This is a genomic window from Streptomyces sp. NBC_00885 (assembly GCF_045207475.1).
Lineage (GTDB): Bacteria > Actinomycetota > Actinomycetes > Streptomycetales > Streptomycetaceae > Streptomyces.
Genome location: NZ_CP108796.1, coordinates 4,225,584 through 4,238,618 on the forward strand (window position 1 = coordinate 4,225,584; position 13,035 = coordinate 4,238,618).

The 13,035-nt window shown below is 67.9% G+C and carries 10 protein-coding genes; 3 read left to right on the forward strand and 7 right to left on the reverse strand.

The window, feature by feature from the left end; translation table 11 throughout:
* Window positions 1-185 precede the first annotated feature (185 nt).
* From OHA61_RS19140 to OHA61_RS19150, 3 genes are all read left to right on the forward strand, one after another.
* On the forward strand, window positions 186-1,262 hold the full coding sequence (locus OHA61_RS19140) for a ParA family protein (RefSeq protein WP_324975339.1): 1,077 nt from the start codon (window positions 186-188) through the stop codon (window positions 1,260-1,262).
* A complete protein-coding gene (locus OHA61_RS19145) occupies window positions 1,259-2,359 on the forward strand; it encodes a ParB/RepB/Spo0J family partition protein (protein ID WP_406304044.1) in 1,101 nt (366 codons plus the stop codon). The genes OHA61_RS19140 and OHA61_RS19145 overlap by 4 nt, the downstream gene beginning before the upstream one ends.
* Before the next feature lie 308 nt (window positions 2,360-2,667).
* Window positions 2,668-3,285: a GNAT family N-acetyltransferase gene (locus OHA61_RS19150; protein ID WP_406304045.1), complete on the forward strand. Its 618-nt coding sequence runs from the start codon at window positions 2,668-2,670 to the stop codon at window positions 3,283-3,285.
* Between the two features lie 87 nt (window positions 3,286-3,372).
* Here OHA61_RS19150 and trxA read toward each other — a convergent pair whose 3' ends face one another.
* The 7 genes from trxA to OHA61_RS19185 all read right to left on the reverse strand — a co-directional run bounded on the left by trxA (window position 3,373) and on the right by OHA61_RS19185 (window position 12,873).
* Window positions 3,373-3,705 (reverse strand): thioredoxin, encoded by a 333-nt coding sequence (trxA, locus tag OHA61_RS19155; protein ID WP_142214727.1) that lies wholly within the window; start codon window positions 3,703-3,705, stop codon window positions 3,373-3,375.
* Window positions 3,706-3,755: 50 nt separating this feature from the next.
* Window positions 3,756-4,730 (reverse strand): thioredoxin-disulfide reductase, encoded by a 975-nt coding sequence (trxB, locus tag OHA61_RS19160; RefSeq protein ID WP_361902081.1) that lies wholly within the window; start codon window positions 4,728-4,730, stop codon window positions 3,756-3,758.
* A 125-nt stretch (window positions 4,731-4,855) separates the two neighbouring features.
* Window positions 4,856-5,749 carry an anti-sigma factor family protein gene (locus OHA61_RS19165; RefSeq protein ID WP_406304046.1) on the reverse strand — a complete coding sequence of 298 codons (894 nt, stop codon included), beginning with the start codon at window positions 5,747-5,749 and terminating at the stop codon, window positions 4,856-4,858.
* Window positions 5,746-6,450 carry an RNA polymerase sigma factor SigM gene (gene sigM / locus OHA61_RS19170; RefSeq protein WP_406304047.1) on the reverse strand — a complete coding sequence of 235 codons (705 nt, stop codon included), beginning with the start codon at window positions 6,448-6,450 and terminating at the stop codon, window positions 5,746-5,748. The genes OHA61_RS19165 and sigM overlap by 4 nt, the downstream gene beginning before the upstream one ends.
* Window positions 6,451-6,476: 26 nt before the next feature.
* Entirely contained in the window at window positions 6,477-8,177 is a 1,701-nt protein-coding gene (locus OHA61_RS19175) for a serine/threonine protein kinase (RefSeq protein ID WP_406304048.1), read from the reverse strand.
* A gap of 118 nt (window positions 8,178-8,295) precedes the next feature.
* Window positions 8,296-10,446, reverse strand: coding sequence for a murein biosynthesis integral membrane protein MurJ (gene murJ / locus OHA61_RS19180; protein ID WP_406304049.1), 2,151 nt, complete (start codon window positions 10,444-10,446; stop codon window positions 8,296-8,298).
* Between the two features lie 45 nt (window positions 10,447-10,491).
* A complete protein-coding gene (locus OHA61_RS19185) occupies window positions 10,492-12,873 on the reverse strand; it encodes a DUF6049 family protein (RefSeq protein WP_406304050.1) in 2,382 nt (793 codons plus the stop codon).
* Between the last annotated feature and the right edge of the window lie 162 nt (window positions 12,874-13,035).

Below are 13,035 nucleotides of genomic sequence, written 5' to 3' on the forward strand. Positions count from 1 at the left end.
AGTCCTGCGGCGCGTGCATCGTGTTTCACGTGAAACGTCGCTCACTGCTGCAGGGAATCATCAGTCGCGGCCGTGCTGCCGCCCCGATGCGGGACCGAAAGCCCCTCGTGAGGGCTACGGAGTTGTCCACAGAGGTGGATTCACCCACAGAACCACCTGCCTCGCTGGTTCACGACCCCGAAAGCATGGCAGGCTCTGTTCATCGCGAGCCTGAAGTCGAGGAGAGTGAATCCTTGCGGTCCGACGCCAACATCGCGGGACCGATGACCGACCCGGTCCCCGGTCCCCGTACAGAGTCACCGGGGGAGGATGTTTCACGTGAAACACCGCCCCCGATGGACGACACCCCCATCGGCCGTGCTGCCCAGCTGGCCGTGGAGGCGCTGGGGCGTGCCGGCGAGGGTCTGCCCCGACCTGAGCAGACACGCGTCATGGTTGTCGCCAACCAGAAGGGCGGCGTAGGGAAGACCACCACCACGGTCAACCTCGCCGCTTCGCTCGCCCTCCATGGCGCGCGTGTTCTGGTTGTCGACCTGGATCCACAGGGCAACGCCTCCACGGCGCTGGGGATCGATCACCACGCCGAAGTCCCTTCGATCTATGACGTCCTGGTGGAGAGCAAGCCGCTCTCCGAGGTGGTCCAGCCGGTCCCGGACGTCGAAGGCCTCTTCTGCGCCCCTGCCACCATCGATCTCGCCGGTGCGGAGATCGAACTGGTGTCGCTGGTGGCGCGGGAGAGCCGACTGCAGCGAGCCATCCAGGCCTATGAGCAGCCGCTGGACTACATCCTCATCGACTGCCCGCCCTCGCTCGGTCTGCTGACCGTCAACGCACTGGTCGCCGGTGCGGAGGTGCTGATCCCTATCCAGTGCGAGTACTACGCGCTGGAAGGTCTGGGGCAGCTGCTGAGGAACGTGGACCTGGTGCGCGGGCATCTCAACCCGACGCTGCATGTGTCGACGATTCTGCTGACCATGTACGACGGCAGAACCCGGCTCGCCTCACAGGTGGCGGACGAAGTGCGCAGCCACTTCGGCGAGGAGGTGCTCCGTACGAGCATCCCGCGCTCGGTGCGTATCTCGGAGGCCCCCAGCTATGGACAGACAGTGCTGACCTACGATCCAGGTTCCAGTGGGTCCCTGTCGTATCTCGAAGCGGCGCGTGAGATCGCACTGCGAGGGGTCGGGATCCACTACGACCCGCAGCAGGCCCATGTGGTCGGCCAGAACAGCCAGCAGAACATCTCGGAGGGGATCCAGTGAGCGAGCGACGTAGAGGATTGGGGCGTGGGCTCGGTGCGCTGATCCCTGCCGCTCCCCAGGAGAAGCAGGTGCCCCCTGCAGGGGATTCGAGCTCTCCGGGAGCGGCTCCGGTGCTGACCGCGGAGCGGGGTGTCGCGGCCGCCAAGGTGACGACGCTGCCAGCGGCTGCCGTTGCGCCGGATTCGATCACCCTGGCACCGGAGGAGCCGCAGGCCGTACCCCAGCCCGCGGAGCCGGCCGGGGCGCACTTCGCCGAGCTGCCGCTCGATGCCATTACGCCCAACCCGCGTCAGCCGCGTGAGGTGTTCGACGAGGACGCTCTTGCGGAGCTGGTCACGTCCATCAAGGAAGTGGGCCTTCTCCAGCCCGTCGTTGTACGGCAGTTGAGCGCGGAGCGCTACGAGCTCATCATGGGCGAGCGCCGCTGGAGGGCCTGCCGTGAGGCTGGTCTGGAGCGGATTCCCGCGATCGTCCGGGACACGGACGACGAGAAGCTTCTGCTGGATGCGCTGCTGGAGAACCTCCACCGCGCGCAGCTGAACCCGCTGGAAGAGGCTGCCGCCTACGACCAGCTGCTCAAGGACTTCAACTGCACCCACGACCAGCTGGCCGACCGGATCGGCCGCTCGCGTCCGCAGGTGTCCAACACTCTGCGCCTGCTGCGTCTGTCCCCTCCTGTCCAGCGCAGGGTCGCCGCCGGGGTGCTCTCGGCCGGTCATGCGAGGGCGCTGCTCTCGGTGGACGATTCCGAGGAGCAGGACCGGCTTGCGCACCGGATTGTGGCCGAGGGGCTCTCTGTGCGGGCGGTCGAGGAGATCGTCACGCTGATCAACTCGAGCCCCAAGAGCACGGCCAAGCCGAAGAGCCCCCGGGCAGGGGCCCGGCTGTCGCCGGCGCTCACCGATCTCGCGTCACGGCTCTCCGACCGCTTTGAGACCCGGGTGAAGGTCGACCTCGGTCAGAAGAAGGGAAAGATCGTCGTCGAGTTCGCGTCGATAGACGATCTGGAGCGCATTCTCGGCACCCTTGCCCCCGGTGAGGGTCGGGTCCTGGAGAAGGGCCTCGCCGAGGAGCCGGGCGAGGACGACGAGGGCTGAGGCTCTCGCCAGTGTTGTAAAGGGCGGGCCATGTTCCGGTGGGTTGACCGGACATGGCCCGCCCTTTGCTGTAGGCCTGTACCCGTGTCGGGGCTGGGTGGATACGATGCGTTCTGGTAGGGCGCATCCACCTTGATCCACCTCAGAGGGAGGGCGAGGGCAATGCGAACGGTGAGCCGCAGCCAACTGGTGACAGCGGGCTTGGGCCTGGGGGCAGTCGGAGGCTTTATCAGCAGCCTGCTCCAGGAGCGGAGCGCGCTGGCAGCCGCTCGAAGCGCGGCGGGTGACGGAAGCGAGGAACAGCCTTCATGGGGCGTCGGCTTGTACCGCTCACGCTGGACAACCTTTCGGACCTTCCCAAGCGCTGTCGTGCGTGTGTCTTCTGGGAGCTTGATCCGGTCAGTGGAGAAGCCGCGGTAAAAGCGGGAACCCCCGAGCTGGAGAAGGAGGCCTGGATCTCGGCCGTGCTGCTGGAGTGGGGCTCGTGCGGCCGAGTCGTCTACGTCGACGAGGTTCCGGTCGGCTTCGTCCTGTACGCGCCACCCGCCTATGTGCCGCGTTCCACGGCCTTCCCCACCAGTCCCGTCTCATCCGACGCCGTCCAGCTCATGACCGCCTGGATCAGTCCCGGCTATCAGGGGCAGGGACTTGGCAGGGTCATCGTGCAGACAGTGGCCAAGGATCTGCTGCGGCGGGGCTTCCGTGCGATCGAGGCATTCGGAGACGCGCGCTGGAAGGAGCCTGCTTGTGTGCTGCCCGCCGAGCATCTGCTGGCAGTCGGCTTCAAGACGGTGCGACCTCATCCGACGTATCCCCGCCTGAGGCTGGAACTGCGGACGACGCTCTCCTGGAAGGAAGATGTGGAGCTCGCCTTGGACCGTCTGCTCGGAGCTGTGCAGAAGGAGCCGGTGCTGCGGCCGCTCTGACCGTGAACACGAGAAGGGGCTCATCCCCGTTGAGGATGAGCCCCTTCATGTTTCACGTGAAACAGCGGCGCTGTGACTGCTCGCCGACTACTCGCCGATGAAGCCTTCGAGGTCGCGGACGATGGCGGCCTTGGGCTTGGCACCGACGATGGTCTTGGCGACCTCGCCGTTCTGGTAGACGTTCAGCGTCGGGATGGACATGACGCCGTACTTGGCGGCAGTGGCCGGGTTCTCGTCGATGTTGAGCTTCACGATCTCGATCTTGTCGCCGTGCTCGGCCGCGATGGCTTCGAGGGACGGCGCGATCTGGCGGCACGGTCCGCACCAGGCGGCCCAGAAGTCCACCAGAACGGGCTTGTCGCTCTTGAGGACATCCTCTTCGAAGGTGTCGTCGGTCACGTTCTTCAGGGCGCCGGCCACGGCGGCCTCCTTAACTCTTGCGGGGTGTGAGGGGGATGGAATGCAGAGGGTCAGACCGCGGAGGTCTTCGCCGGCTCGGCGGCCTTCTCGCCGTCGGCGAGAGCGGCGAGGTAGCGCTCGGCGTCGAGGGCGGCCGCACAGCCGGTACCGGCAGCCGTGATGGCCTGGCGGTAGGTGTGGTCGACGACGTCACCCGCAGCGAAGACACCGGTCAGGTTGGTTCGGGTCGACGGCGCCTCTACCTTCAGGTAGCCCTCGTCGTCCTGCTCGAGCTGGCCCTTGAAGAGCTCGGTGCGCGGGTCATGGCCAACGGCGATGAACAGCCCGGTGACAGGGAGCTCAGACGTCTCGCCGGTCTTGGTGTTGCGGAGCGTCAGAGCGGAAAGCTTCTGCTCGCCGTGGATCACCGCGACCTCGCTGTCCCAGGCGAAGGAGATCTTCGGGTTGGCGAAGGCACGGTCCTGCATGGCCTTGGAGGCACGCAGGGTGTCACGACGGTGGACGACGGTGACGGACTTGGCGAACCGGGAGAGGAAGGTCGCCTCCTCCATCGCGGTGTCGCCGCCGCCGATGACGGCGATGTCCTGGTCCTTGAAGAAGAACCCGTCACAGGTCGCACACCAGGAGACGCCGCGCCCGGAGAGCGCGTCCTCATTCGGCAGGCCGAGCTTGCGGTGCTGGGAGCCCGTGGTGACGATGACGGCCTTGGCCCGGTGGACGGTGCCCGCTGTGTCGGTGACGGTCTTGATCTCGCCGCTGAGGTCGACGGAGACGATGTCGTCCGGGACCAGCTCGGCGCCGAAGCGCTCGGCCTGCGCACGCATGTTGTCCATCAGGTCCGGACCCATGATGCCGTCGCGGAAGCCGGGGAAGTTCTCCACCTCGGTCGTGGTCATCAGTGCACCGCCAGCGGTGACGGCTCCCTCGAATACCAGCGGCTGCAGCGAGGCGCGCGCCGTGTAGAGCGCCGCCGTGTAGCCGGCCGGCCCGGAGCCGATGATGATCACATTACGGACGTCGCTCACGGGTTTCTTCCTCGTCTCTGCGGACTGCCTGCTGCCTACGGGGGCGGGTCTGTCACCCTCACCCCACCCAACGGATCCTACGGGGCTTGCATTCCCGGGATGCCCGTGCGGCGCGGCGGCGTGTGTCAGCGCAGAGGGTATGCGTTGGTGAGCAGGAGCTTCCCCGCAGATGCGGGCGCGGACTCGACGCAGGCCGCATCGATCACATACGCCTGGACCTGCTGGCTGTCCGTGGAGTGCGGCAGCACGACGAGGTAGGCGTCCTCGCCCTTGTACTCGCCTTTCTCGACGGCGATCGGGGCATCAGTGCGGTCGGTGCCCTTCTGGATGCAGGGCGGCACTGCCACGGTCGGCTTCTGCCTGGGCGATGGGGGATTGGCCTCGCTGTTGAGTGACGGGCCCTTCTCGATCCGCGGCTTCGGCTGATCTGAGCCGGCGGTGAGCAGTCCCTGGACATGGCCCTTGAGGTCGGAGTCCGAGAAGTCCTGGGAGGTGCCCGCTGCGGCGCTGACGCCTGCATCCTTCTTCGCCGAGTCGGCGTCGTTGACACCGGTGGACTGCAGGAGCAGGACGCTCATTCCGATGGCGGCTGTGCCGAAGACGGCGCCGAGGACGGCATTGCGCCGCCGCCGTCCGGGTCGCCTGCGGCCGGGCCCCGTGGCAGCGCGCGGGTGTCCCGAGGGGCGGTCGGCGGGAGCGGTCTCGGCCGGCTGAGGGGCAGGCGCTGTTTCACGTGAAACATGTGCCGTCTCTTCGGGCGCGGTGGAGTCGAGCAGAGCCTCGGCAGCCAGAGCGGCGTCGATGCGACCGGCGATGTCGGCGGGCATCCGATGAGCGCCCGGCAGCGTGCCGAGCAGTCCGCGGATTTCCTCAAGCGACTCGCGTACGTCGGCGCACAACGGGCAGCCGTCCAGATGCTCGCGCACATCGGCTGTACGGGACGGGGGGAGCAGCCCCTCGGTGAGGTCGGAGATTTCCGAGACGTCCGGGTGCCGACTCGTGTCGGTCGTCGATGTCACGCGCGCCCACCTCCGCCCTTCACAGCTGCAGGGTCATTCGGCCCTGCGTCCCTTTGTCCCGACGCCGGTGGGACGGATGTCCCCGGCGTCCGGTTCCTTCCCACGCTGAGCTGGGTGTTATCCCCGGCATCGCCGCGCAGATGAGTGAGCATCGGCAACAGTCGTGCCCGACCGCGAGCACACCGGCTTTTGACAGTTCCGGTCGGTACATCGAGGACACGGGCCGCTTCGGCGACCGGATAGCCCTGCATGTCCACCAGCACCAGTGCGGCCCGCTGATCGACGGGCAGTTTCGCCAGCGCAGCGAGGAGCTCGCGATGCAGATCCTGTCGCTCTGCCGGTGCCTCGGCGGACTCATGAGGCTCGAGAAGCTGCTCCAGGCGCTCCGTGTCGTCGACGGGGGAGGTCTTGCGTGAGGCCGCCTTGCGGGCGCGGTCGAGGCAGGCGTTCACGGTGATGCGGTGAAGCCAGGTGGTGACGGCGGACTGGCCGCGGAAGGTGTGGGCGGCCCGGAAGGCGGACACCAGAGCGTCCTGGACCGCGTCCGCCGCTTCCTCGCGGTCGCCCAGCGTGCGCAGGGCGACGGCCCAGAGCCTGTCGCGGTGGCGCCTTACAAGCTCACCGAAGGCATCCGGGTCCCCCGCGACATGGCGTGCCAGAAGGTCCTGGTCGCTTGCGTCGCCGAGTGTCGCGTCGTCCAACGGTGAGCCCCCTCCCCTGGTGCCGGTCAGCTGGTGATCTTGATCTCCGAGACCTTGCCTCGGAAGTTGCCCTCGTCGCTCTTCGGCAGATTGGTCAGCCAGACCAGAACGTACCGTGCCTGCACCGGCTTGCCGGGCTTGAGGGACACATTGGAACCGGATCCGGTTGCGACCTTCTTGAAGCCGTCGAGCGTTGTGGGCTCGGACGAGGCATCTTCGGCCGCTGTCCGCAGTTCCACGGAGGTGTCGCCTCCGAGGAAGGAGACGTCCACGGTGCCGACCTGCTGGACCTTGCCCAGGTCCAGGATGATGCCGACACCGGGCTTCAGATTCCCGAAGTCGCCGCTGCCCCGGTAACCGTCGGTGTTCCAGTAGGTCGATGGGTTGCCGTCGTAACTGTTCTTTATCCCGTCAGGCTTCTCGGAATTGTCCCCAAGCGGGTCGAAGTCACGCGCACTGGTGATGTCGACCGGCTTACCGGACTTGTCCTCGGTGTTCTTCTCGCCGCTGTTCGACTGTGAGGTGCCCGGGTCGACCGGGTCCTTGTCGCGGTCGATCAGCTTGTCGGCGATCTGCCAGCTGCCCAGTCCCAGTGCGGCGATGAGCAGCGCGGCCACGGTCCACTTGAGGACCCTGCCTGTGCGGCTCTGGAGCGGTGGCGGCGGGGCGGCCACCGGTTGGGTTGCCGCGGGGCCGGGACGGGGCGCAGGGCGGCCGTAAGCGCCCTGTTGGTACGTGGTCCGCTGGTAGTCGGGCGGGGAGGTGAAGGCAGGCTCCGGCGGGCGGATGCGGGGCATCGCCGCCACGGCCTTCGCCAGTTCGTCCGGTGTGGTGCAGGGCGGCTCCTGGCGGGAGGCCGTGGCGCCGTCGTTGACCAGAGCGCGCATGGCGAGCTCGGAGAGCCCGCGGTGCACGCCGGCCCGCACCTGGTCGGGAGCGATGAGCCCGACGCCCTTGGGCAGCCCGGAGAGACCGTACGCGTCGTTCTCGTACGGCCACCGCTGGGTCAGCGCCGCGTACAACAGGGCGCCGATGGCTTCGGTGTCGGCGCGCTGCGGTCCGTCGGCGGTGATTCCGCGCAAGGCCGCATTCACGGCGAGGCCGCGGATCCGGTACTGCCCGGTCGAGCTCCGCAGTACCGCTCCCGGGGTGAGCCGGAGGTGGGCCAGCCCCTCACGGTGCGCCGCGGCCATGGCCTGGGACAGCTGGTCGACGAGCTGGTAGGCGTCGTGCGGCTCCATGGGCCCCATGGCGAGCAGAGCGGTGAGCTCCGTCGCGTCAGGAAGCCACTCATGGACGACATAGACGAGGTCGTTCTCCTCGACGGCGTCGAGGACCTGTACGAAGCGCGGGTCGCCGAGAAGTGCCGAGGAGCGGGCCGCCGCGAGTACGGAGCGGGCCCGCGGGTGGTCGGCGGGGAGGAGATGCACGCCGACGGCGCGGCGCAGTTTCTCGTCGACCGCACGCCAGCTGCTGAAACCGTCCAGACGGGTGACGCACTCCTCGAGCCGGTAGCGTCTGGCGAGCTTGTGACCACTGTGCAGTTCGGGCGTGGCGATGGTGGGTTCGGTGCCCTGCCGTTCGCTGCCCGTGTCCGGTGCGGTCTTCTCCGCCGTGTCCTGGGATTCCGCCGCCCCGTCGGTCGTGGCCTTGCCCGCCTTCGCGGTCAGCGGATCATCTCCGCTGTTGTCGGCCACGTCGACGGCAGCCGTGCTACGTTCCGCCACCGTCGTTCCTGCCTCCCCATCCGTTGCGCATATCCAACAGCCATGCCAATTGTGCCCACAGTCGGCCGCTATGCACGACACACGGCGGCCGACGATGGTTGTGCGGGACGGCGCGCTCTTAGCGTCCGAGGCGCCCGCGCACCATGCCGACCATGGCGTTCAGTTCGTCGATACGCATCCGCTTCGCAGCGACGAAGAAGACGCCCAGCAGCACGATCCCACCGCCGAGCAGCGCGACGAGCGAACTCAGGGCCCCGCTACCCAGCCCCCTGAGGACGAAGTAGGCGACCGCTCCTCCGGCCGCAGCGGCGGGGACGGAAGCCATGCACAGACGTGCGTACGTACGCATGACATGGGCGCCGTCCAGATCGCCGCCGAGGCGGTTCTTCAGCCGGCGCCAGGCGATGCCCACGCCGACGGCGTAGGCGAGTCCGTAGGAGGCACCCATGCCGACCACGGCCCACTGGGCGGGCAGGAGCACGTAACAGAGCGCCGAGGCGGCCGCATTGACCGCGGCGACGATGACCGTGTTGTAGAAGGGCGTGCGGGTGTCCTCGTACGCGTAGAAGCCACGCAGCACGACGTACTGCACGGAGTACGGGATCAGACCGAGGCCGAAAGCCATAAGGATGAAGCCCATGCCCCGGGCGGCCTCAAGGCCGCTCGAGGAGAACAGCAGCGTAGACATCGGAACGCCGAGCGCCAGGAAGGCGAAGGCGACGGGGACGATCGCGACCGCCGAGTTGCGCAGCCCCTGGGAGATGTCGTCACGTACGGCACCCGGGTCGTTGTCGTGGGCGGCCCGAGAGATGCGGGGCAGCAGGGCGGCCATCACAGAAACGGTGATGATGGCCTGCGGCATGCCCCAGATCAACTGTGCATTGGTGTAGGCGATGAAGCCCGCGCCCTGCCTGCCGGAGGTCTCACCGGCAGCGGTGGCGAGCTGGGTGACGACCAGCACGCCCGCCTGGTTCGCGAGGACGAACAGCACCGTCCACTTTGCGAGCTTGACGGTCTTGCCGAGGCCGTGGCCCTTCCAGTCGAAGCGCGGACGGAACCTGAATCCGGTCTCCCTCAGGTACGGGATCATCGCGAGAGCCTGGACGGCAAGGCCGAGCAAGGTGCCGATACCCAGCAGTCGGACACCCTCCGGCGGGATCGACTGGACACCCATGTTCGACTCGGCGGAGGTGCCGTACACCCAGATGAAGAGGCCGAACGTGGTGATCATGACGATGTTGTTCAGGACCGGGGTCCACATCATCGCGCCGAACTTGCCGCGGGCGTTGAGGATTTGGCCCATGACCACATGTACGCCCATGAAGAAGATCGTGGGCAGGCAGTAGCGGGCGAAGGTGACAGCGACGCTGTTGGCCGCCTCGTTGCCGGCGATGGTGTCCGACATCAGCTGGATCAGCAGCGGGGCTGCGAAGACCGCGACGGCGACGATGGCGGCGAGCGACACCATGACGAGCGTCAGCAGACGGTTGGCGTACGCCTCTCCGCCGTCCTCGTCGTTCTTCATCGCGCGCACCAGCTGCGGGACGAAGACGGAATTGAGGCCGCCGCCGACGGTGAGGATGTAGATCATCGTCGGCAGGGTGTAGGCGACGGTGAAGGTGTCGCCGAGGAGAGCGGCACCGAGAGCCGCCGTGATCACCAGGCTGCGTACAAAACCGGTGAGGCGGGAGACCAGCGTGCCGGCCGCCATCACCGCACTGGACTTCAGCAGGCTGGAGGCTCTGCCGCCGGGCTTCCTGGGCGCGGGTGCCGCAGGGCTCGGTTCGGGGTCCGGAGCCGGCCCGCCCGAGTTCTGCTGGTCCCGGAAGAGGTGGGCGAAGGCGTCGGGCTCGGGCTCCTCCTCACCGGCCCGGGTCACCAGGTCGTCCACACCCGTGAACTGGGTGGTCCTGGCGTCGTCCCCGTACGGCAGGTGGCGGGAGGGACCGGAGGGCTCGGGCGGCGGGGTCTGCGCCCAGATACGGGGGTCCGGAGCGTACTGGGGGCTGGGCGGCTGCTGGTAGAGCGGCTGGGGCTCCTGGTAGGCGCCGGGGGGCGGTGGCGGGTGCGAGGCGCGGTCGTAGAGGGCCTCGGCCACCGGGTCCTGCGCGGACAGGTCATGTGCCCGGTACGGATCGGGGGCGTAGGCGTCCTGGAGGTACGGGTCCTGTGCATACGGGTCCGGGGCGGGCTGGGGCGGCGGAGGACCCTGGGCTGCCGGGTCTCCGCCCGCGCCCTGACCGCGGTCACCGTCGTACGGCGCGTTCATTGCCACCCCACCTCATCGTCCCCGGCCGACCGGCCACGACATCGCTCAACGGTCCACTTTCTCACCCGCGCCCGACGGGTCACCGCTTTCGGGTCCGGTGTCCGGTGTCGGGTCACTCGGCTGCCCGGGATCTGGGCTCTCGATGTCTTCGCCCGAGCCCTTTGTGCCGTCCGTGTGGTCCGCGTGGTCCGCGTCTGCCGATTCCTCCGGGTCGTCGGCAGCCTGGGGTCCCTCCGCGCCCTCCGCGGCCGCCTGGCGGGCAGCGGCGCGCTTGCGCTGGCTGTACATCCTGACCCCTGCGAGGACGAGCAGCAGGACCCCGCCGGCGATGACGAGCATCACAGTGGGGGTGACCTCGGAGACCTTCACCGTGAACATCATGGGGTCGCCGTACGGCTTGCCGTCCTCGGTGAAGAGTTGTGCCCTCATCTGCACCGGACCGTTGGCGTTGGCCGCCGCGGCGAACTTCACCGACTGGCTGTGGCCGCCCTCGACCTTGATCGGCTGCTCTGCGACGCCCTTGTCGTCGTCGAGGTTCAGGCGGGTGGGATTCTCCGACCTGAGCCGCAGCACCAGATGGTCGATCCCCTGGACCAGCCGGTTCTGCACCGTGACCGGAATCGTCGCACTGCGCCCCGAGAGCGTGATGAGTGACTTCTCGACGAGCTGTACCTCGTCGGTGAGGCTCAGCAGATAGCCCTGCACCTTGTCGCGGTACAGCTGGGCCTCCACCCGGTTGCCGCGCCACGATGTGGACATCTCGCGGTCGATGGCCCTGCCGAAGGGGGTCTCCACCCGGTCCTTCGCGGTGAGGATGACCTTGAAGTTGTCGAGGGTGTTCTGCGTGGCCCGGATGTCCTGGAACGCCTGGAGCGGCAACTCGTGCTTGCGCAGCCGATCGGGGTAGCGGGACGTGGCGGGCAGCTCGGTCGTGGCATCGGCGTCGGGGGCAGCACCCGCCGCCGCGATCAGATCGAGCGGCTGAGTCCAGCGCTGAGCGTCCAGTGCCTTCAGTGCGCGTGCCATGGTCTGCGCCTGGGACGCGGTCGGCTGGCGCTGCGGGGCTACGACGATGCTCCGCTGCTTGTCCGTGTCCTGAAGGGTCAGCGCCAGCGTCTGGGCGAGGAACTCCTGGACTGCGAGCGTGGAGTTCTCCGTCTTGATCATGTCGCCCTGGAACGCGATGGAGAGCCGCGTGTCGGCGACCACGGCCGTTGTTCCGCCGCCGATCGGGCGTGCGGCGGTGGGCGTGTACGACAGGTTGTCGCTCAGGCTGTCGCTTCGGGCGATCACCTTGTGGGCGCCTGCCGAGGTGGCTACATCCACGATCGACGAGTCGATCGCGCCGTCTACGGGCCAGGCGAAGTCGGTGGACGGCTTCACATGGATGATCGTCTCGACGGTCGTCTCGGCGACTTCGGTGGCCGGCTGCAGATGGCTCAGGGATCCGGAGACGTTCTTGCCCCGGTGTGCCAGAGACGCCAGATCCGGGTCGGCGAACGGCAGGGCGACGACCTTGCTGCCCCGGACGGCGGCCTCGACGGAACTCAGCCAGCGCTTGGCGAGCGCCTGGTTCTTGCCCGCGACGGTGGTGTTCCCGCTCTTGACCTGGTAGCTCCTGGTCATCGCATCGACTGTGGCCAGCAGGTCCGGATCGATGACCCAGGTGACGGGCAGCTGGCTGCCCAGAGAGACGAGCTGCTCCAGCCTGCCGCCCGGTGCAAGCTCCGTGGCCAGCGTCTCGTCCTCGAAGACCGGGGTCTGCTGCTCGTCCGATCCGGTCTCCGAGGTGAGATGGGTCGAGGAGATCAGCGGCCAGAGATAGGTGAACTGGGTCTTCTTCTCGCTCGCGTCGGGCTGCCAGGGCAGGAAGGTCCGCTCAACGCCCAAAACCTGCTCGAACGGCTGGGCCGCCGTCTGACCCGAGAGGTACACACCGAGCTGGTAGACACCGTCGTCGTCGAGGTTCAGCTCTTTGACCGGGACATGGAGTGTGAAGTCCCTGCCGACGCCGGAGACGAGCTTCGGCATCTTGATCGTGTATTTGGCGTCGACCTTTGAAGCATCGAGGTCCGTCGTATTGCCGGTCCGCTCGGCGGCGCGGTCGACGGCGATCCTGCCGGACAGCACAGGTCCGACCCGTAGATCGATCTCGGCGTCGGTGACGGTCTGCTTGCCCTTGTTGATCACGGTGCCGGAGATCGCGAGCGTGTCGGTCTTGCCGGGGGTGGCCGGCGTAAGAGTGTCGAGAGACACATCGACGCCGTGGGACCCGGAGGCGCTCTCGGCGGCCTGTGCGGCCGGTGTGACGGGACCGCACAGCAGTCCGGCCACAAGCGGTGCGCCCAGGAGCAGGGAGGCTGTGCGCCGCAGCCACCGGCGGGCAGGAGAGGGACTCATCCCCTGGAAGTCTGCCGCCTCGGCCACGCGCTCGCCCGTCCCTTGTCGTCTGCTGCCGGTGGTGGTTCTCGGTTCCTGCGTCCACGCATGGTAACGAGGTGCGCCGTGTCGAAGTGCCGCGGAGTGCCCCACAAGATCGGATGGGCCTTCGGGCGGCAATAAACAGGGACGCTCCGGCCGGCCGGGGCA